The sequence below is a fragment of the Paenibacillus sinensis genome (genome assembly GCF_019904155.1).
Taxonomy (GTDB): domain Bacteria; phylum Bacillota; class Bacilli; order Paenibacillales; family Paenibacillaceae; genus Paenibacillus_AQ; species Paenibacillus_AQ sinensis.
Genome location: NZ_JAHCMB010000177.1, coordinates 1 through 19,931, shown reverse-complemented (window position 1 = coordinate 19,931; position 19,931 = coordinate 1). Strand labels below are relative to the sequence as shown.

The following is a 19,931-nucleotide window of genomic DNA, read 5'->3' as shown; positions in this document are numbered from 1 at the left end:
ATAAGGTATCATTTTATTGAGAAGAGCCAGTATTGCTGCTGAGCTTAAATCTACCATTATATACGAGATAAAGGATGAGATAATGTAATGTCGGAACAAATATTTGATTTAAAATATGGATGTAATCCTCACCAGAAGCCTGCAAAGGTGTATATGGAAGAAGGCAAGCTGCCATTTAACATATTAAACGGAACCCCGGGGTATATCAATTTTCTTGATGCATTCAATTCATGGCAGTTGGTAAAGGAACTGCGGCAAATCCTTCACTTGCCTGCAGCGGCTTCGTTCAAGCATGTCAGCCCAGCCGGGGCAGCCGTTGGCATTCCATTGAGCGATAGCTTGAAAAAGGCTTACTTCGTTGATGAACCCGAGCTTTCCCCCCTTGCCTCCGCATATGCCAGGGCAAGAGGGGCTGACCGGGTTTCGTCCTATGGGGATTTTATTGCTCTGAGCGATACAGTTGACGCCGTTACGGCCAGATTGATCAGCAAGGAAGTCTCAGATGGGGTCATCGCGCCTTCTTACAGCAATGAAGCATTGGAAATCCTGAAGAAAAAGAAAAATGGAAAGTACATTATTCTTCAAATGAATCCTTCATATGAGCCTGCCGATTTGGAGAAAAGGGAGGTATATGGCGTTACCTTCGAACAAAAGAGGAATAATGTATTGCCGGAGTTTGACATGTTGACGAATATCATTACAAGCCATCATGAGCTTCCTGAATCAGCCAAAAGGGATTTAATGATATCTATGGTTACATTGAAATACACGCAGTCAAACTCAGTCTGCTTGGCGTATGATGGGCAAATTATCGGTTGTGGAGCAGGGCAGCAGTCAAGAATTCATTGCACGAGACTGGCGGCATCCAAGGCGGATACCTGGTATTTAAGGCAGCACCCTGCAGTCACCGCTTTATGTTTCAAGAGTGGAATATCAAGAGCGGAGCGAGACAACACGATTGACCAATATCTGCGAGATGATGTAACGCAGAAGGAAATGGAGTACTGGGTTCATATACTGGAGGAAATCCCTTCAAAGCTAACGGCTGATGAGAAAAAAGAATGGTTGTCGGGATTAAACGGTGTGTCCTTAGGCTCAGATGCCTTTTTCCCGTTCAGAGACAATATAGACCGGGCAGCTCAGAGTGGAGTTCAGTATATTGTTCAGCCCGGCGGTTCAATAAGGGACGATATCGTAATACAAGCATGTGATGAGTACGGCATTGTCATGGCCTACTCGGATTATCGATTGTTTCATCATTAATTGTTGCAGGCAAGGCCCAACACACCCTGGTAGTTATTGTGAATCAGGGTGTGTTTGATCTTGTGCCTCAAAGAAGACAAGGAGGCTGCTATGGACTTGTTTAATGATTTGAATCGGTATGAAGACAACATTGCCATTATTGATGAGAATGAGAACAGCTATACCTATCATGAATTATTCAATAGGACTCAGGAATTTAAGAGCAGGATTCCAGAAGAGAAAAAGGTGCTTATCCTCATAAAGTGTAAAAATACGGTGGAGGCTGTGATCGGATATCTCGGGGGAATTGCTGGCGGACATGCTGTTATGTTGGTGGATAACTCGATTGACAGTGTGCTTCTGGACAGTATTACCAAGCTCTATCAGCCGGAATATATCTGGCAGCCGGAGGATCAAGGACAACAGTACACTTCCGGCCATACTGCATATGAGTTAGTTGAAACCGGTTATCATACGGAGCAACCGATCCATCCGGATTTGAGCCTAGTGATGCTTACCTCTGGCTCAACGGGTTCTCCTAAAGGGGTGCGGCTGACACGGGCCAATATCAACGCAAATGCAAAGTCTATTTCAGAGTATTTGGAATTAACTGATTCCGAGAGACCTATTACGACCTTGCCCATGAATTATGTCTACGGCCTGTCGGTGATTACTAGCCATTTGTATGTCGGGGCAACGATTCTGTTGGTTGGATACTCGGTCATTAAGAAGGATTTTTGGGGCTTCTTCAAAAAACATAATGCAACCTCTATTTCAGGAGTTCCTTATACCTATGAGATGTTACGGACACTGCGCTTCTTTGATATGGAACTTCCATCACTTCGTTACTTTACCCAGGCAGGTGGAAGATTGGGAACAGAACAGGTCAAGCAATATTCTGAATACTCAAGAAATAAGGGCATTCGTTTTTTTGTCATGTACGGACAGACGGAGGCCACTGCGCGAATCAGTTACCTGCCCCCCGAATATAATCTTGCGAAAAGCAAGAGTATTGGTGTAGCGATTCCGGGAGGCAGGCTTTATTTGAATGATCAGAAGGGAAGACAAATTACAACCCCAGACGTGGAAGGTGTACTTTATTATGAAGGGCCGAACGTCATGCTCGGTTACGCGAACGACAGACATGATCTTGCCAAGGGAGATGAACAACAGGGATGCTTGAATACACATGATACTGCCTATTTTGACGAAGATGGATTTTTCTATGTTGTCGGCAGAAATAGTCGATTTATTAAGATTCTCGGGAAACGGGTAAGCCTTGATGAAATCGAACATTACCTGTGGCAAAAGGGATTTGATTGCGCTATCGATGGATATGATGATTTACTTCTGATCGCGGTAACAAACCCTGTCTTTACACAAAAAATCAGGGAAATCATCATCAAGACTTTTAAGATTGATTATGACAATGCTCATATATTCGAAGTGGAAGAAATCAAGAAGAATTCAAGCGGAAAAGTCCAGTATAAGGAAATCTTTTCAGACCATAAAATAGGGTGAGCTAAAATGAGTGAAAATCGCATTATTATAGAACAGTTCAATAAGGGCGCACAGAATTTTGATAGCTGGTCGGTCACACAGGATGAAAGAATGATAAGAGGGCTTTCCGACTTTTGCGGATTATCAAAAGAGGATCATATGCTGGACGTAGCCTGTGGAACAGGGGCATTTTCTCTGTTTTCCGCTGGGATGGTTGAGAGTGTAACAGGGGTTGATATATCAGAAGGAATGATCAGTATAGCCCGCAAAAATGCAAAGAAAAGAAGCGTTGAAAATATAAGCTTTTATTGTCAGGATGTAGAAAGCATTGAACTTGAGGATCATTTATTTTCAATTGTTGTTTCAAAATCAGCTTTCCATCATATGAAAAATTATCAAAAAGTGTTTTCCGGCATGGTAAATTATTGCCAAGATGGGGGACGCATCTGTATACAGGATATTATGGCATATGATAATGATAAATTGGACAGCTTCTTTGAACAAATGGAATTGCTCATTGACGCCAGTCATTATAAAACCTACTCGAAACGTGAGTTTTTCAATCTATATAAAGAAAACAGCATAAAGCTTGCAAGCGTTTTTGAATCAGAATCGAAACTGGATTTTTATGATTACGTGGGACATGTAGTGCAAAGTGATCTGAGCTGCAACAAAATTAAGGAACTGCTTGAAAAAGGCCTTAAGGACCCGGAGATCGCATCCTGTTTTGTGGAAGAAGACGGGCGTCTTTTATGGAAAAGAAAGGTGTGTACGATTATTGGGCACAAGGATAAGAAAAATATAATAGGGAGCTGAACAATGGATAATGCACAGAAAGTTAAAACATTTCTTGAGGAAAGGTTTTTGGTCAATTTCGGGGAGGAGATAACAGAGGATACTGATCTGTTTAAGGCGGGAATCATCGAATCAAAAGGATACATGGGTATTATCAAATTTTTACAAGACGAACTAAATATTGAGATGACCGATGAAGACCTGTTCATGAATGTATTTGCTTCGTTGTCCAATATTGTTGACTTTGTTGAAAAAAAACAGGGCTAATAGCCACTTGGATTGATACAATCCGGAGAGGGGGTACTATGGGAACAGAAAGTAAGAATACACTTCGCAAAACACCGGACAAGAATGGAGTTGCGATTATCGGGGTGAGCCTGCGTTTTCCCAAGTCCGATAGTTTGGATGAATTTTGGGAACATCTTGTATCTGAAAGATGCCTTATAACAGAAATACCCTCGAATCGATGGGAAAAGGGGAAGTATTTCGGCGACCCAAGGAGTGAATCCAATAAAACCAGTAGTGTTTGGGGAGGGTTTATTGATGACGCTGATTGTTTTGACGCGTCTTTTTTTAATATTTCTCCCCGGGAAGCCATGTTTATGGACCCGCAGCAGAGAATGGCCCTTGAACTTGCATGGAAGGCTATAGAAGACGCAGGCTACAAAGCCGATTCGCTAAAGGGCTCAAAGACAGGCGTCTTCATGGGCGTTTGTAACACGGATTATACCGAGCTTATTGAAAAATATGCTCAAGAGGTTGATGCATATATACCCACTGGAACATCTAACGCTATCATTTCCAACCGCATTTCATACTGGTTTGATTTCACGGGGCCCAGTCTCACACTTGATACAGCCTGTGCCAGTTCATTGGTCTCGATTCATCAGGCAGTTCGTTCGCTTGAAAACAACGAATGTGATTATGCAATGGCCGGAGGAGTGAATATTTGCTGGTCCCCGAGGCGCTTTATTGCGCTCAGCCAGGGAGGGATGCTCTCCAAAGAAGGAAGGTGCAGAGCATTTGATGAACAAGCTGACGGCTATGTCCGCGCTGAGGGCGGTGCAATTATTATGCTCAAGCCATATGAAAAGGCAGTGGAGGACCAGGACCATATTTATGCCGTTATTAAAGGAGTAGGCACGAACCATGGAGGCAGAACCAACTCATTAACCATTACCAATCCTAAAGCACACGCAGAACTAATTACAGAAGTATACAAAAAATCCGGGATAAGTCCCGAGACAGTGAGTTACATAGAAACTCATGGTCCGGGTACACCACTGGGCGATCCTATTGAAGTTCATGGTCTGAAGATGGCATTTAATCAATTGTATAATGACTCTCACAAGAAGATAAGAAAATCTACCTGCGGTTTGGGATCGGTAAAAACCAATATCGGGCATCTGGAGTCTGCAGCAGGTATTGCGGGAGTAATAAAAGTTATTGCTTCTATGAAAAATAGGACATTGCCTGCATGTGTTCAGTTCGAGCAGCTTAATTCTGTAATTAAATTGAGCGAGAGTCCATTTTATATTGTTAACAAAACAAAATCATGGGAGATTAAAAACAATAAAAATTCCTCATCTCCCAGACGGGCAGGTGTTAGTTCCTTCGGTTTCGGAGGAAGTAATGCGCATATCATTTTGGAGGAATATATTCCAAATCCTATACTGGAACCCCGTCAAGTTGAGATTGATGGCGCTGATGGCAAATTGCTAATTCCGTTGTCTGCCAAAAACTCTGAACGTCTCACTGAATATGTACGCATATTATTAGAATATATCAAGGGATATGTTTTGGAGAAAGAAGACTTGTTAAATGGAGAAACTCCTTCCGAAGCTCCACAGCAAAAAGAAACCCTTGAACTGAAGATCAGGAGCGTGCTCTCTACGATCCTCCAAGTCAACGGAGAGGATGTGGAGATTGAAAAAGAGTTCAGAGACTTCGGAGTCGAGCCGGTTAACCAGAATGAATTGGTGGCGAAGCTTCAGGAAATGTATGGAGTGGAGATTGAGGAGCAGGAAGCGCTAAAGCTGAATTCCATAGCCTCTGTTGCGGATTGCCTTCGGAAGCATGGTATCGAGTCTGTAGATGAAGCACCAAGCAGTTTCCTGGATGAGAAGCGTAAATTGCGTAATCTGGCTTACACTCTTCGGGTAGGGCGTGAAGCGATGGATGAACGCGTGATATTCCTGGCCGGAGATACCCGGGAGCTGGTTGCACAGATGGAAGCCTACCTGCAAGGAGCAAAAATGGTGTCCAACTGCTGGAAAGGGAATATCAAGCAGGGAACAGAAATTGTAAATTTCATGGCAGAAGATGAGGATTTACAGGAGCTGGTCCACAAATGGGTTGCCAGGGGGAAAAATGAAAAAATAGCTGAATTATGGGTCAAAGGATTTAATATCGATTGGGAAATGCTCTATGGTCGAAGCGGAGTTCGACGTATTAGTCTTCCCACATATCCTTTTGCCAGGGAACGCTACTGGATACCCGAGACTAAACATAGAACCAGCCAGGCAGCGGTGAGTCTGGATGCTGCTCCAGCTCATCATGCTGCTTTGTCTCAGCCCATATCGGATAGGGACAATCCGGCTGCTGAACCGATACTGCAAACCAGACGGCCGATTACGTTATCACCGGTCAGCATGGAATTGCCGCTGCAAAGCGCTGAGAATGAATTGAAATCCACCAATGTGAAATCCACCAATGCCGAACAGAAGGGTATCTCTTTGGAAGCTTTGCAACAAGAATTGGCAATGACTCTTGCAGAAGTATTATATGTAGAACCGAGCGATATAGATATAGACAAAAAGTTTATTGAAATAGGTCTGGACTCAATTATAGCAGTAGAATGGATAAGAGCTGTCAACAAACAATATGGAACTTCAATTACGGCGACATTGGTGTATGATTACCCGACCATTCGTGAATTCGTAAGTTTTTTGGAACAGGAATTAAACGGGCAGGAAATAGAAACAGCCGCTGAACCGGTATTGCAAACCAGGCAGCTGATTACATTGTCACCATCAAACCTTGTATTCTCGCAAAGCGAGTCGGACTATGAATTCAAAACCACCAATACCGAACAGAAGGGAATCTCATTTGAAGCTTTGCAACAGGAGTTGGCAATAAGTCTTGCAGAAGTAATATATGTAAAACAGAGCGATATAGATCCGGACAAAAAATTTATTGAAATCGGGTTAGATTCGATTATAGCGGTAGAATGGATAAGAATCATTAATAAACAGTATGGGACTTCTGTTACGGCAACCATGGTATATGATTATCCAACTATTCGCGAATTTACTTGTTTTCTAGCGGATGAGATTAACGAATCCGGAAAAGAAGGTCACAATACGCTTTCGAATCCGGTTTCAAAGGGATTTTTGGATGAGGTGCTAGAACAGGTTTATCAGGGGACTATTGATATAGAAAAGGCAGAACAGGCATTACACCAATTTAATGTTATTCCTACTGTAAGGTAAAAAATAGCGGCAGCGGCGGAATGGAGATTAATATGAAAAGTGTAAATGATGTGCTTCCGGAATTAAGAGAGATCATGGAGGGGCTTCCTGTCTTTGATTTGCGTAATCCGCAAATTCCGAAGGGTGTTAAGATTCCACACGTAGATAAGTCGCCTCTTGTGAAGACTACGAAGCGCAGTATTCCAGGTCCGGAGTCAGAACTGAAGGTTAAGATTTATGAGCCTGTGAACAGAACTAATGATGTGTTACCGGCGTTGCTCTGGATACATGGCGGAGGCTATGTACTGGGGAATTATGAAATAGATGATGGTTTGTGTGAGCAGTTTGTACTTGTGGCTAACTGTGTTGTAGTCTCAATTGATTACCGGCTTGCCCCACAATACCCATATCCGGCGGCTCTTGAGGATTGTTATGCGGGGTTGGAGTGGATGGTAACCCAGGCAGAAGAATTATATATAGATACATCTAGAATCGCGATCGCCGGCACAAGTGCCGGCGGCGGATTGACTGCGGCCCTTACTCTTCTGGCTCGTGACAAAGAGGGACCGAAGATTGCGTTTCAGATGCCATTATGTCCTATGATTGATGAACGTAATATAACACCATCAAGCTATGAGATTAATAAGGATAGCTTCCCGAAATTATGGAACCGGGAACAGAATCAGCTTGCTTGGAGCATGTATCTTGGCGACATGAGTTCCGATAAGGTTCCTCCATATGCCGCGCCTACACGTTCCAAGGATTTAAGCGGACTGCCGCCTGCGTATATTTGTGTTGGCGAATTGGATCTTTTTAGGGACGAAACCATAGAGTATGTTAACCGTTTGGCTCAGGCAGATATTCCGGTAGAGTTTCATCTGTACCCGGGATGCTTCCATGGTTTTGAGAAAGTTTTTCACGATACAGAGATCAGCCGACAAGCGAGAAATGAATATATAAATGCCCTGGCGCGTGCCTTGAATCTCCGCAAAGTTGAAGTATCAGCCAAAGATCGATAATTGTTGAGATGGCAGAACGCCAAACAAGCGGCCTTGATTCTGAGTTCCATGGGACAAGGCCGTTTGGCTTGCGGGCGTTCAATTATGGTAACGATGAATATTTAGTCCTCCACATCCTCATCGAGCTTCTCATCCTCTTCCCGGTCAAGCAGAAATCCCCCCTTATTAAAATCATGCTCCACTATTACAAGGCAGGGCCAGCCAAAGAGAACGCGGACACTTCGGAATTTCAAAGAATGCTTTAACAAATCAGCTCTATATTAAGCTCCTGTAACCTGCGGAGCCATTGCTTCGAAGGCAGCTGATCCGTAATGAGGTAGTCGATTTGTTCAAGCTTAGAGAGCACTGTAAAGGCGGTCTTATCAAATTTGGTATGGTCGGCCAGCAGAATGATTTTATTGCTTTGACGAAGCATATACTTCTTCAATTCACATTCGGGCTCGTTGGATTCCGTAATTCCCTTTTCCAGGTCAATGCCCTTACAGCTGATTATGGCCTTGTCCACATTATATCTTTGCAAGGTATCCTGGGCTACGGGGCCAACCAGCGATAATGAGCGAGGTCTTAGGCTTCCGCCGGTTGATACAATATTGACATCGGAAGCGGAGAAATCATGCAAAATATTAATTGAGTTCGTAATAACCGTAAGGTTGTTTTTATTGGTTAGCAGCTTCATAAATTCGAATGAGGTCGAACTGGGGTCAAGCATGAGCGTATCTCCGTCATTTATCAAATCGAGTGCCTTTAATGCGATAATTCGCTTAATATCTGTGTTCAGTTCATTGCGAGTTGTAAACGGAAGATCTTCATTCGTGTGACGGTTGAGCATAGCTCCGCCATATGTACGACTGACGATTCCTTCATTCTCAAGTTTTTCAAGATCGCGGCGGATGGTTTCCTCAGTCACGTCGAACATACGGCTCAGAACAGAGACGAGTACTTTTTTTTCCTGATGTGCCAATTCAATTATTTTTTTTCGTCTTTCAGCAGCTAGCATATTCCACCCATTTCTCCGGGATCTCCAATGAATAGCCCAGTAGTTCATTCTCCAATCATTATGGTCCAATAAATCTGTGTTTGCAACACTCACAGAAAATATATGGAAGAATCCATCTGGAAATTCTATAAAAATTCCATAAAACAAAACAAAATCAACATTAAAATTGTTTATTATGTTGACAATACAGAAATATGAGACTAGGATAAGGTTGTTACCGCAATCCATGTTCCTAATTACCGTTAAAATCAGACGGGTTGTCGGCGGAATGATCAAGCCAGTCTGGTTAATAGCTGCGGATATCAAATAGAAAATGGGCGGGAAGGCGAGTATCAACCTTATTATTATGGAGGCTGATTGATTAATGAGTGCTCATGTGTATTATGTTCCGCCGGTTAACATTATGGGGAAGGGCTGTCTGAAGGAAATCGGGTCATATATTCAAGAGCTGGGACTTACGAAGGCGCTTGTCGTAACCGATAAGTTCCTGGTGAAGAGCGGAATTGCAGGCAAAGTGACTGCTGTTCTTGATGAGATAGGTCTGGATTATGCGCTGTATGATGAAGTGAAGCCGAATCCGACTTGTAAAAATGTGCATGACGGCTATGACTTCCTGCAAGCAAATGGCTGCGATAGCCTGATTTCCATCGGCGGAGGCTCGCCGCAGGATACGGCAAAGGCTATCGGTATTATTGCAACCAACGGCGGTCATATTTCGCAATATGAGGGCGTACACAAATCCAGCAATAAAGCGCTTCCGATTATCACTGTTAATACTACCGCAGGCACATCAGCCGAAGTTACAATTAACTATGTAATTACAGACGAAGAGCGTAAAGTCAAAATGGTCATGGTCGACAAGAACAGCCTGGCCTCCATCTCTGTCAACGATCCGGAGCTGATGGTTGACAAGCCGGCGGCGCTGACTGCCGCAACCGGCATGGACGCCCTGACACATGCGATTGAAGCATTGGTCACCCCCGGTTCTTATCCGGTTACGGATGCTACGGCGCTGGCTGCCGTTGAGCTGATCTTTAATAATCTGGCCCGTACAGTAACGAACGGCCACGACATTGAGGCGAGAGAGCAAATGGTCTACGCGATCTTCCTGGGCGGACTTGCCTTCAATAACGCAGGTCTCGGTTATGTTCATGCCATGGCTCACCAGTTGGGCGGTGTATACGACCTGCCTCACGGCGTCTGCAACGCCATGCTGCTGCCAATCGTTGAAGAAGAGAATGCCAAAGTCGTTCCGGAGAAATTCCGGAGAATTGCCAAGGTCATCGGTTATGATGTACAAGGCAAGACTGACAAGGAATGCGCAGATTACGTCATTAAGCGGATTAAGGATTTGGCTGTCGAAGTCGGTATTCCAACAAAACTGTCCGAACTCGGTGTGAATGATCCTGATCTGGATTTGCTTGTGGAGAATTCCATGAAGGACGCTTGTGCGCCAGGAAATCCGTTTATTCCGACGAAAGAAGAAGTCATTGCGATGTTTAAAAAAATCGTTTAGGAGTTTTTTCAATGATCTATCATATCGCCGTAGACATCGGCGCTTCCAGTGGAAGACTGGTGCTGGGAACGTTGAAGGATGGAAAACTTAGCTTGAGTGAAATTCATCGGTTCGGAAACGGATTTACCGAGCGTGACGGCTCCTGCTTCTGGGATATCGAGTATCTGTTCAGTGAAATTATCGCCGGGCTTAAGAAAGCCAAGTCGCAGGGGATTGATTGTTGCACGCTTGGCATTGATACATGGGCGGTGGATTATGTTCTGCTGGATGAAGCGGGAGAGCGGATTCAGGAGGTCTACGCTTACCGCGACCGCCGGACGGATTTTGCGATGGAGCAGCTGGCAGAGATCATTCCACCCGAAACGGTCTACGGCAAGACCGGTATTCAGCAGTTGAGCTTCAATACGCTGTATCAGCTGTTTGTCCATAACCGTGAGGAGCTCTCCCGCGCGGAGAGCATCCTTATGGTGCCGGACTATCTGTACTACCGTCTAACCGGGAAGAAAGTGAATGAAATGACGAATGCCTCGACGATGCAGCTGCTCAATCTTGATACCCGGGATTTCGACAAGGAGCTGCTGGACATACTGGGAATTCGCAAAGAGCAATTCCCTGGACTGACGGAGCCGGGAGCGATGCTTGGTCCTGTCAGCGAGGAATTAGTGCAGCTTCACGATCTGCCCGAGTGCCAGGTTATTGTGGCCGCAACGCATGATACGGCATCCGCGGTGCTCGGCGTACCGGCTGCTCCCGGCTGCAGCACCGCGTATCTCAGCAGCGGCACCTGGTCGCTGCTCGGGGTCGAGCTGACGGAGCCGCTGAACACGTCCAAGGCGATGGCGGCGAACTATACGAACGAATGGGGAGCCTACGGCACATTCCGTTTTCTCAAAAATATTATGGGACTGTGGCTGATCCAGGAGGTGCGCCGTCTGGGCGGGAACAAATACAGCTTCGCTGAACTGGCCGATCTGGCCTCAGAGGCAGAGCCGTTCCGAAGCTTGATTCCCTGCAACGACGACCGCTTCCTTAATCCCGAGAGCATGATTGAGGAAATTCGCAGAGCGGCAGCGGAGCATGGAGAACCTGTTCCAGAGAGCATGGGGCAGATAGCCCGCTGCATTTTCGACAGCTTGGCTCTTTCCTATCGTACCTATACCGAAGAACTGGAAGAGTTGACTGGCAGATCGATTGAAATCCTGCAGATCGTAGGTGGCGGGGCGAATAATGCTCTACTATGCAGACTTACCGCGAATGTATTGAATCGGGAAGTATTAGCCGGACCGACTGAATCGACTGCACTTGGTAATCTGATTGTTCAGATGATTTCCAGTAGAGAACTACAGGGCATCACCGCTGCCAGAGAAGTGATCAGGGACTCTTTCGATATCAAGCACTATAAGCCGGAGTCCATACCGGACCTGGACCACATTCTTAATAGATGGAACAAAATTAATGAAGTTCATACAGCACCGGGTGCCAGAACGAATTAAAGGTATAGAGGGGAGAACAGCATGGACCAAAGCGTAATTCAGAACTATAACGAAGCGAAAAAACTGTATGCAGCACACGGAATTAATGTGGATGACGTACTGGAGAAACTGTCGGAGATCAAAGTCTCGCTGCATTGCTGGCAAGGCGATGATGTGCAGGGCTTCCTGTTCAAGGACAAGGAGCTTAGCGGAGGGATCGCGGTGACGGGGAGTTACCCGGGCCGTGCCCGTACGCCGCAGGAGCTGCGCGAGGACCTGGAAAAGGCGCTGTCGCTCATTCCCGGCAAGCACAAAGTCAACCTGCATGCGATTTATGCCGACACCGATGAACAGGTCGATCTGGATGAGCTTGAGCCGCGCCACTTCCAGACATGGGTGGATTGGGCGAAGGAACAGGGTCTGGGCCTTGATTTTAATCCAACCTATTTTTCTCATCCCAAAGCGGCTGATGGGTTCACGCTGAGTCATGCCAATGACGAAATTCGTGAATTCTGGATTCGTCACGGGAAGGCCTCACGGAAGATCGCCGAGCATTTTGGACGGGAACTGGGACAGACCTGCTTTACGAATTTCTGGGTACCGGATGGTTATAAAGACACCCCAGTGGATCGATTGGCGCCCAGACAGCGGCTTGCGGCATCATTGGATGAGATTTTCAGTGAACCAATTGATCCCAAATACAATGTTGACGGCGTAGAGAGCAAGCTGTTCGGCATCGGCTCGGAGAGCTATGTCGTTGGTTCTCACGAGTTCTACATGGGGTATGGCATCTCACGCGGCAAGGCCATCACACTGGATGCGGGGCATTTTCATCCGACTGAAGTCATCAGCAACAAGCTGTCGTCAATCCTGCTGTTCAGCGATCACCTGCTCCTGCATGTGAGCCGTCCGGTACGCTGGGACAGCGACCACGTCGTGACAATGGACGATGAGCTGCTGGAGATTGCAAGAGAATTGGTGCGTGGCGACCTTCTGCCTAAGACAAGTCTGGGGCTGGATTTCTTTGATGGAAGCATCAATCATTTGGCTGCCTGGGTCATCGGAACACGGAACACTATCAAAGCACTGCTGCGGGCCATGCTGGAACCGGTAGAGGAACTGCGGAAGATTGAGCTGGCAGGTGACTTTACGTCCCGTCTGGCACTCGTGGAGGAATTCAAGTCGTATCCGTTCGGCGCGGTGTGGGATTACTATTGCGCGTCGCAGGGCGTTCCGGTACGTGAGCAATGGCTGGCTGAAGTTAAGAGACATGAGCAGGAAGTGCTGCAGAAGCGCTAAGGCTCCCCGTCCGAGAATCGCATAACGTTGATTGAGCTATCATTTCATAAAAGATCAGAATCAGACTATTAAGGAGAGAATTCATATCATGAGCATGTCCGTGATTGAGACAACGGGTTATATTGCAGGTACGGAAGCGCCTTTTATCCAAGAAATGGCAGAAATCACCCATCATATGTGGACGCTGGGCTGGGATGAACTGAACGGGGGCAACATCAGCTATCTGCTGGACGAGGATGAGGTGGCCAGGTACATCGATATCAGACAGTCTCTGCGTACGCTGGATTTGGCGTTCCCGGTGAAGGAACTGGCGGGCAGATACTTTATCGTGACCGGCTCCGGCAAATATTTTCGAAACGTAATCAAGGACCCCGAAGCCAATCTGGGCGTGGTTCGCGTGACAGCGAGCGGTGAGCAGGTTGAGATTCTATGGGGGCTTCGCGAGGGTGCTAGACCGACCAGTGAACTTGCTTCACATTTCATGAGTCACATTGAGCGTCTGGCTGTAGATCCGACTCATCGGATCGTAATGCACACTCATGCCACGAATGTCATAGCCATGACCTTCACGCATGACCTGGATGAGTTGAAGTTCACGAAGACGCTGTGGCAGATGTGCACGGAATGCCTTGTGGTGTTCCCGGACGGGGTCAGCATCCTTCCCTGGATTGTACCGGGCAGCAACGAAATCGGACGGGAGACCGCCAAGAAAATGAAGGATCACCGTGTAGTGATCTGGCCGCATCATGGTATCTTTGGTACAGGCTCCACCATGGACAGCACCTTCGGGTTGATTGAAACTGTTGAAAAGGCAGCGGCCGTATACAACCTGATCGGTGCAAGAGAAGTCAAGCAAGTCATCACGGATCAACAGCTGGACGATTTGGCCAAAGCCTTCGGTGTAACGCCAAAACCGGGCATCCTGGAATTGTAATCTTTTAGACTCATTCAACAGTTATTGTATCGAATCTACAGTTCTCTCTGTGCAGGGACTGTAGATTCTTTTTATTTTAGGTGCTTCAAAGTGGTTTGAAATCGCTTATCTTACTTAATTTGTGCTGCCATACTAAAGATTATTTCGGCCATTTCATTTGCCGATTTGGTCAATCCGGATTTCAGCCAGTGCTGTACCAGTCCAACACTTCCATTGATCACAAATATAAAATAATACTCCTTGGTCGATGAATGTGGTGCCAAAGCCATTAATTCGCATTTTTCATATAGCATCATAAAAAGCTCTTTGGGGAAATAAACGTCCCCTCGTTCACTAAGCAAAATCTGAATATGCTTGTTATTGTCCGCAATGTATTCTAAAAGCTCTTGGATAATCTGTATGATATTGCTCTTGTCTATTGAACCGTGAAGACTACTAACAGCTTTGCTTACCGATAATAGAACTTCAGCTTCAATTTTATGAAGAAGGTCGTTTGGGTCCGTATAATGCGCATAAAAAGTTGTCCTGTTTATATCTGCTTTTACGCAAAGCTCCTTAACGGTTATTTGAGAAATGGTCTTCTGCTCCATTAATTCCATAAGCGCGTCTCGCAATACCATTTGTGTATATTGAGTTTTCCTGCTTTGTTTGATTTCCTTCAAAAGCAGCCTCCTAATCCGCATCTAATTTGCATGATTGTATGTAAAACAGACATATAAGCAGTCATTTGTTGCTAACCCAACAAATCAAAAACATCTGCAGGTTGCAAAAACGACACCGTGATGTTATTTTAATTTTGCCGTTCCAACTTGTCAAGAATGCGATGGGATCAGGAATGCCTATTTTGAAAGGAGCGTATTTGATGATTTTATATTTTTCTGCCACAGGTAACAGTCGATATGTCGCCGAGCGAATTGCCAAGGAAACACAAGATGAAATCATTTCATTAAATCTATTAATAAAACAGAATAAACAAGACGACCTTATTTCAGAAACGAAACCATTTGTGTTTGTTTGTCCCACCTATGCATGGAGGCTGCCACGAGTAGTGGAGGATTACATAAGAAAGACCAATTTTAAGGGAAGTCGCAAGGCCTATTTTGTTTTGACTTACGGAGGAGAAACTGCAAGTGCAAGTAATCATGTGAAAAAACTTTGCCAATACAAAGGCTGGGATTTACAAGGATATGCACAAGTCATGATGCCGGATAATTACCTTGTTCTGTTTCCGGGTATTGATAAGGCAGCGGCAACAGAAATAAATAAAAAAGCAGAACCTGTAATCAATCGGATTGTAGCGGATATCCATAGTGGAAATCATTTTTCTTCTATAGTAGAAAACGGTGTTGTAAGTCAATTGAAAAGCGGTTTAATAAACAGCATGTTTTATAGGTTTTGGGTAAATGCCAAAGGATTTCATATTAATGAAACAAAATGTGTTAGTTGCGGAAAATGTGTAGAGCTATGCCCACTGAACAATATGATCTTAACTGACGGTAAGCCCGTATGGGGAGATCTCTGTACCCATTGCATGGCTTGTCTACAAAGATGCCCCACAGAAGCAATTGAATACAAAAAAAAGACGCAAAGCAAGCCAAGATACTACTTTAACCACAAATAGACTCCTCACAGATCCAACACAGGCACCATACCCTCCAACCAGTTTAGCTGGCTGTCAATCATGAACCGGACCGTCCAATGCTCTTCCGAGGTATACCAGTTATGAAATCCAACAATGCTGTTGTACAAAAGTTCAATCGACTCGGCAGACTTCAGCTCAATGACATCATTCAGCAGCTGCATGAAATGGTCCGGCCTCGCCTCTGCTTTCTCCAACTCTTTGAGCATCCATTTATAGGAGGGGAACAAGATTTCATTATGAGCCAGGATCAGCCTTCCGGCGAACATGATGTAATGGGTACGGGAATAGTCCATCAGCAGCTGATTGTTTCTTTTTAATCCTTCGTAGTAGTACCACTTCCATGTTTCGAACTGGGCGTAGAATTTCTGAATGTTCTCCTCTTTCTTATCCAGAGGATAGCTGGATGCATCCCGGATCAGCTCTTCCAGACCATCAATCTTGGAATAAGCGGCAAAAGCATCCTTGAACGCAAACTTTGCGGGCTCGCTTCCAGACTCTGCAACCTTGCGGATATAGTCCACCGACACGCATTTGCCGTCCACATAACCGCCCTCGTATGGAGTAGACTCTGTTTCAAAAAAACCGAGATCACCTGTCTTTAACGCCTGCTGATAAGCTTCGTCGGAGAGCACAATCATAATATCGACATCCGAGGTTTCACTGGCATATCCATGCGCAATCGACCCTCCAATGATGACTCCGAGCACTTCTTCCCTAGCCGCCAGCTTGTCGGCAATAGCTTTAATAGCTTTTTGATGGTGTTGGTACATTATGTAAGCCTCCTATAACGAAAATGGTGTATAATTAACATATACATTTACTATGTAATATTTTTATTAATCATACTAGAAGTATCATAACACAGTCGGCTCACGCTGGATACCAAAAAATCCCTCCACTGAATAAACGGAAGAAATCGCGCTGTTTGAATAGGCTGTGGAAAAATGTGGACTTGACAGGGATGTGTTACAATTACTATTGAACACATTAAATTGGGCGGGGTCGGAACTCAGATAAACAACACCGTGGGGGAGAAGATCAGATTATGTATATGCAGCTAACCGGTCAAGAAGTGACCCATATCGTTTATGGTACGGGGCGAATTGTGAAGCAAGAGGAAGGTCGGATCGAAGTCCTCTTTACAAGTTCTTCCGAGAATAAGACGTTTGTTTATCCCGATGCTTTTGAACGATACCTAAGCATGAATGATCCATTTAGCCAGCAGAGAGTATTGACGGATATCGAACAGGTGAAACAAGAACGTGAAGAACGGCAACGGCTGGAACAGCAAAGGGCTCAGGAAGAAGCAGAGAAGAAGAAAAATGAGTCAGCACGAAAGGCTCCATCCAAAAGAAGAAAAAAATAGACTTTGTGGAGGGCTTTAAATTTGTTTGAGTATAAAGGACGTTCCTATACAGAAATCCGGTTCGACGGAAAAGATTTGCGTTACGGGGAATTGATCCAATGCACCTTTGAACGATGCAGCTTTGACAATGCAGCGATGGATGAGATATCGACGAGTAACTGCCGGTTTATCGAGTGCCAATTTCGGGGAACGGCTTTAAATAGTTCGATTCACACCGAATGTGCTTTTGAGAACTGTTCCTTTGTCGGGGCTAACCTGTTTGTATCCAAATTTATCGTCTGCAAAATGGCGGGGTCGGATTTCTCAGGGGCCCAAATGGACGGAATCACGATTGATAAAGGGGATTGGGCCTATACGAACCTCCGCCACGCGCGTTTGAACAAACAAAATTTGAGCGGAGTTCGTTTTAAGGAGACAGACTTTACGGACTGCACGCTTGAAAAAGCGGATTTAAGAAATGCCGATTCAACACGGGCTCTGATGAGCAGGGTCAATTTAAAAGGCGCCGATTTAAGAGGGGCAACATTAAACGGAGTAGATCTAAAGAGCCTTGATTTGAAGGGAGTCAAGATGGACAGTGCTCAAGCGGTTGTGTTCCTAAGGTCATTTGGTGCACTTGTTGATTAATAGGTTTCACGTGATATGGAAGAGCCAGCGCGTATTATGCACGTACGTTGAACGACGTCGTTCGTATTATAGAAGATCAAACAGGGGCGCCATATGCTGGATGAGCTGAGTACACGAAGCTGCGCAGCAAAAAGAGAGTGGTTCCTCCGTCATTCACGATGACTTCTGGAACACCCTCCATGTAGGATCGGCACCTTTGGTTGAAGCCCCCTTACTCAATATGTGCAGCTAAGGCTTACGGTCGGCAATGCGGCGGTAGTTATCGGTGACAGCCACCGGGATGCTGCCTTTTAGGTAGAAGCTGTCTTTGACCTTCCAGGTATGGCTGCCTTTATTTTTTCTGCGCATATAGACATAGTTATACACTGAGGTAGCGTACGCGCGGTAACCCTTCTTCTTGCATCTTTGCAGAAAGTCGACATCCTCCCCTATGGAACGGTCCGAAAATAGCACTTGCTTCGCAACCGGTCTCCGAAATAACACCGTTCCTCCCTGTATAAAAATGACCGGCTTACGCTGTTCCTTGGGTGACCGAATAATGAGCTGACGGGTCGATTCCAGGTACACCAGGCAGCCGTGCTTGCCGATAATATCGCTTTTGGTCCGCTTCAGCTCTTTGACCTGCTCCTTCAAGTAGTAAGGTGAGTAATAGTCATCATCGTCGAATTTGGCAATCAGCGGATACCGCGCTTTGGCAATACCGCAGTTCAGGCATTGGCCGAGCGAGATTTTCTCCGGCACTTTATAGATTGAGATATCCCGATAGGCCCGTACCTTCTTCCGATAGCGCTCCAGATTCATACTGTCTTTGTTCAGAATGATAATCAGCTCTTTGCTATTTATCTGCTGGGTCCGGTAATTGGAGATCATATTTGCGAAGAATCGGGGACGGTTTGTACACACGATGATCGAAACCCCAGCGGTATTCGCTGTTTTTCCCAAAGCACTCGCTCCTCTCCTGCCATTCATTCAGCATATGAGCGCATTGCCGCCGCCCGTCCGGGCTAAGCCGCTCTGCAAGGAATAAAACAAATAGGTTTCAGCATGCCAGCCGATTTATTCATGGACAGCTTCTGAACGCTACTGACATAACGCTGTCAGCAGCGTTGTTTTATGATGGGAAAGGAATATCGGAATCTACAGTCCTCAACACGGAGGGACCTATATGTTAACAACAGGCATCCAGTTTACTCCTTCTCTTGCCGAAGGGGAAATTATGAAACGTAACAGCCAATTCACAATGGACGTGGAAATAGAGGGGGAGATTATGAAATGCCATTGTCCAACCACCGGACGAATTGGGGAGCTGGACGTGGCGGGCATTCCTTGTCTGTTATCCCGGAGTGATGATCCCAGCAGAAAAACAAGCTATACGGTTGAAGCCATATCGCTCGATGCTCCCGCTGAACCGAAGAAATCATGGATCGGGATCAATCAAAATGCGGCAAACCGGTATGTCGAGCATTATCTGCGAAGTCATCAGTTTCCTGACATGGTTGACGATTATGACGAAGTGCAAAGGGAGAAATGGCTTGGTCATTCAAAGCTTGATTTTTTGGTCGGGGATACGTATCTGGAAGTGAAGACGCCTTTGCAGAATCTGATGGTAGACTATCCGGCTCATGTCAAACGAAAGAAAGTAACCCCTTTTCATTCCACCGACCGTTTTGTGAAGCATATCAATGAGCTCGCTGACAGCTTGGAGACGCATCAACGGGCCATTCTGTTATCCTGCTTTATTTATTCCTGCCCCAGCTACAAAATCCCTTTGAATGCTTCTAACACCGCTTATGTCAAAGAGGAGGTACAGCGCTGCATTCGGAGAGGGATCGAGATTTGGCAGGTGAATTTCAATATAAGCCCGGAGGGAGTCGTCCTGCAAGGATACACGAATACGACAGCAAACTTCTTGGAGGGTGGGTCTGCGTTATGGGGACAATGAGTAATCTTTATAAATAAACCCTCCTTCACAGTATCTGTTTCAATCCGAATACTGTAAAGGAGGGTTTTCGTAATCCTGCCTACTTGGCTCACTTTATTGAAATTGTCTAT

General features: G+C 45.5%; 19 protein-coding genes. 14 read left to right on the top strand and 5 right to left on the bottom strand.

Annotation, left to right across the window (positions count from 1 at the left end):
• The first annotated feature begins 87 nt into the window (after positions 1-87).
• From KIH86_RS20065 to KIH86_RS20040, 6 genes are all read left to right on the top strand, one after another.
• Complete coding sequence (locus tag KIH86_RS20065) at positions 88-1,263, top strand: phosphoribosylaminoimidazolecarboxamide formyltransferase (RefSeq protein ID WP_223086117.1); 1,176 nt, start codon at positions 88-90, stop codon at positions 1,261-1,263.
• 90 nt (positions 1,264-1,353) lie between these two features.
• Positions 1,354-2,763: an AMP-binding protein gene (locus tag KIH86_RS20060; RefSeq protein ID WP_223086118.1), complete on the top strand. Its 1,410-nt coding sequence runs from the start codon at positions 1,354-1,356 to the stop codon at positions 2,761-2,763.
• 6 nt (positions 2,764-2,769) lie between these two features.
• Complete coding sequence (locus tag KIH86_RS20055; RefSeq protein ID WP_223086119.1) at positions 2,770-3,558, top strand: class I SAM-dependent methyltransferase; 789 nt, start codon at positions 2,770-2,772, stop codon at positions 3,556-3,558.
• 3 nt (positions 3,559-3,561) lie between these two features.
• Positions 3,562-3,804: an acyl carrier protein gene (locus KIH86_RS20050; RefSeq protein ID WP_223086120.1), complete on the top strand. Its 243-nt coding sequence runs from the start codon at positions 3,562-3,564 to the stop codon at positions 3,802-3,804.
• Positions 3,805-3,842: 38 nt separating this feature from the next.
• Positions 3,843-7,028, top strand: a complete 3,186-nt coding sequence (locus KIH86_RS20045) for a beta-ketoacyl synthase N-terminal-like domain-containing protein (protein WP_223086121.1) — start codon at positions 3,843-3,845, stop codon at positions 7,026-7,028.
• A 32-nt stretch (positions 7,029-7,060) separates the two neighbouring features.
• Positions 7,061-8,026, top strand: coding sequence for an alpha/beta hydrolase (locus KIH86_RS20040; RefSeq protein ID WP_223086122.1), 966 nt, complete (start codon positions 7,061-7,063; stop codon positions 8,024-8,026).
• A gap of 101 nt (positions 8,027-8,127) precedes the next feature.
• On the opposite strand, the gene KIH86_RS29875 is transcribed toward KIH86_RS20040, so the two are convergent.
• Entirely contained in the window at positions 8,128-8,259 is a 132-nt protein-coding gene (locus KIH86_RS29875) for a hypothetical protein (RefSeq protein WP_268964210.1), read from the bottom strand.
• 8 nt (positions 8,260-8,267) lie between these two features.
• The gene (locus tag KIH86_RS20035; RefSeq protein WP_223087610.1) at positions 8,268-9,023 is read right to left on the bottom strand and encodes a DeoR/GlpR family DNA-binding transcription regulator; all 756 of its coding nucleotides are present in this window, start codon (positions 9,021-9,023) and stop codon (positions 8,268-8,270) included.
• A 364-nt stretch (positions 9,024-9,387) separates the two neighbouring features.
• Here KIH86_RS20035 and KIH86_RS20030 point away from each other — a divergent pair, with 364 nt between their 5' ends.
• From KIH86_RS20030 to rhaD, 4 genes are all read left to right on the top strand, one after another.
• Positions 9,388-10,539, top strand: a complete 1,152-nt coding sequence (locus KIH86_RS20030; protein ID WP_223086123.1) for an iron-containing alcohol dehydrogenase — start codon at positions 9,388-9,390, stop codon at positions 10,537-10,539.
• Between the two features lie 11 nt (positions 10,540-10,550).
• On the top strand, positions 10,551-12,032 hold the full coding sequence (rhaB, locus tag KIH86_RS20025) for a rhamnulokinase (RefSeq protein ID WP_223086124.1): 1,482 nt from the start codon (positions 10,551-10,553) through the stop codon (positions 12,030-12,032).
• Between the two features lie 21 nt (positions 12,033-12,053).
• On the top strand, positions 12,054-13,310 hold the full coding sequence (gene rhaA, locus KIH86_RS20020) for an L-rhamnose isomerase (protein WP_223086125.1): 1,257 nt from the start codon (positions 12,054-12,056) through the stop codon (positions 13,308-13,310).
• 88 nt (positions 13,311-13,398) lie between these two features.
• A complete protein-coding gene (gene rhaD / locus KIH86_RS20015; protein WP_223086126.1) occupies positions 13,399-14,244 on the top strand; it encodes a rhamnulose-1-phosphate aldolase in 846 nt (281 codons plus the stop codon).
• 110 nt (positions 14,245-14,354) lie between these two features.
• On the opposite strand, the gene KIH86_RS20010 is transcribed toward rhaD, so the two are convergent.
• Positions 14,355-14,906 carry a TetR/AcrR family transcriptional regulator gene (locus KIH86_RS20010; RefSeq protein WP_223086127.1) on the bottom strand — a complete coding sequence of 184 codons (552 nt, stop codon included), beginning with the start codon at positions 14,904-14,906 and terminating at the stop codon, positions 14,355-14,357.
• A gap of 101 nt (positions 14,907-15,007) precedes the next feature.
• On the opposite strand from KIH86_RS20010, the gene KIH86_RS20005 reads away from it, so the two are divergent.
• Positions 15,008-15,865 (top strand): EFR1 family ferrodoxin, encoded by an 858-nt coding sequence (locus KIH86_RS20005; protein ID WP_223110633.1) that lies wholly within the window; start codon positions 15,008-15,010, stop codon positions 15,863-15,865.
• Positions 15,866-15,870: 5 nt separating this feature from the next.
• Here KIH86_RS20005 and KIH86_RS20000 read toward each other — a convergent pair whose 3' ends face one another.
• A complete protein-coding gene (locus KIH86_RS20000; protein WP_223086129.1) occupies positions 15,871-16,656 on the bottom strand; it encodes a nucleotidyltransferase domain-containing protein in 786 nt (261 codons plus the stop codon).
• A 275-nt stretch (positions 16,657-16,931) separates the two neighbouring features.
• Between KIH86_RS20000 and KIH86_RS19995 the strand changes: the two genes are divergently transcribed.
• A complete protein-coding gene (locus KIH86_RS19995; RefSeq protein WP_223086130.1) occupies positions 16,932-17,252 on the top strand; it encodes a hypothetical protein in 321 nt (106 codons plus the stop codon).
• 21 nt (positions 17,253-17,273) lie between these two features.
• Complete coding sequence (locus KIH86_RS19990; protein ID WP_223086131.1) at positions 17,274-17,879, top strand: pentapeptide repeat-containing protein; 606 nt, start codon at positions 17,274-17,276, stop codon at positions 17,877-17,879.
• A gap of 228 nt (positions 17,880-18,107) precedes the next feature.
• Here the strand turns inward: KIH86_RS19990 and KIH86_RS19985 are convergent, their stop codons facing one another.
• A complete protein-coding gene (locus KIH86_RS19985) occupies positions 18,108-18,821 on the bottom strand; it encodes a glycosyltransferase (RefSeq protein WP_235775508.1) in 714 nt (237 codons plus the stop codon).
• A 223-nt stretch (positions 18,822-19,044) separates the two neighbouring features.
• Between KIH86_RS19985 and KIH86_RS19980 the strand changes: the two genes are divergently transcribed.
• Positions 19,045-19,821: a DNA/RNA nuclease SfsA gene (locus tag KIH86_RS19980; RefSeq protein WP_223086133.1), complete on the top strand. Its 777-nt coding sequence runs from the start codon at positions 19,045-19,047 to the stop codon at positions 19,819-19,821.
• Positions 19,822-19,931 lie beyond the last annotated feature (110 nt).

Bases quoted from the DNA above. Each gene is read 5' to 3' on its own strand.
- KIH86_RS19995 (WP_223086130.1), top strand. From the start codon at position 16,932: ATGTATATGCAGCTAACCGGTCAAGAAGTGACCCATATCGTTTATGGT.
- rhaD (WP_223086126.1), top strand. From the start codon at position 13,399: ATGAGCATGTCCGTGATTGAGACAACGGGTTATATTGCAGGTACGGAA.
- KIH86_RS20035 (WP_223087610.1), bottom strand. From the start codon at position 9,023: ATGCTAGCTGCTGAAAGACGAAAAAAAATAATTGAATTGGCACATCAG.
- KIH86_RS20055 (WP_223086119.1), top strand. From the start codon at position 2,770: ATGAGTGAAAATCGCATTATTATAGAACAGTTCAATAAGGGCGCACAG.
- rhaA (WP_223086125.1), top strand. From the start codon at position 12,054: ATGGACCAAAGCGTAATTCAGAACTATAACGAAGCGAAAAAACTGTAT.
- KIH86_RS20045 (WP_223086121.1), top strand. From the start codon at position 3,843: ATGGGAACAGAAAGTAAGAATACACTTCGCAAAACACCGGACAAGAAT.
- KIH86_RS19980 (WP_223086133.1), top strand. From the start codon at position 19,045: ATGTTAACAACAGGCATCCAGTTTACTCCTTCTCTTGCCGAAGGGGAA.
- KIH86_RS20000 (WP_223086129.1), bottom strand. From the start codon at position 16,656: ATGTACCAACACCATCAAAAAGCTATTAAAGCTATTGCCGACAAGCTG.
- KIH86_RS20030 (WP_223086123.1), top strand. From the start codon at position 9,388: ATGAGTGCTCATGTGTATTATGTTCCGCCGGTTAACATTATGGGGAAG.
- KIH86_RS20040 (WP_223086122.1), top strand. From the start codon at position 7,061: ATGAAAAGTGTAAATGATGTGCTTCCGGAATTAAGAGAGATCATGGAG.
- KIH86_RS20050 (WP_223086120.1), top strand. From the start codon at position 3,562: ATGGATAATGCACAGAAAGTTAAAACATTTCTTGAGGAAAGGTTTTTG.
- KIH86_RS20060 (WP_223086118.1), top strand. From the start codon at position 1,354: ATGGACTTGTTTAATGATTTGAATCGGTATGAAGACAACATTGCCATT.
- KIH86_RS20065 (WP_223086117.1), top strand. From the start codon at position 88: ATGTCGGAACAAATATTTGATTTAAAATATGGATGTAATCCTCACCAG.
- rhaB (WP_223086124.1), top strand. From the start codon at position 10,551: ATGATCTATCATATCGCCGTAGACATCGGCGCTTCCAGTGGAAGACTG.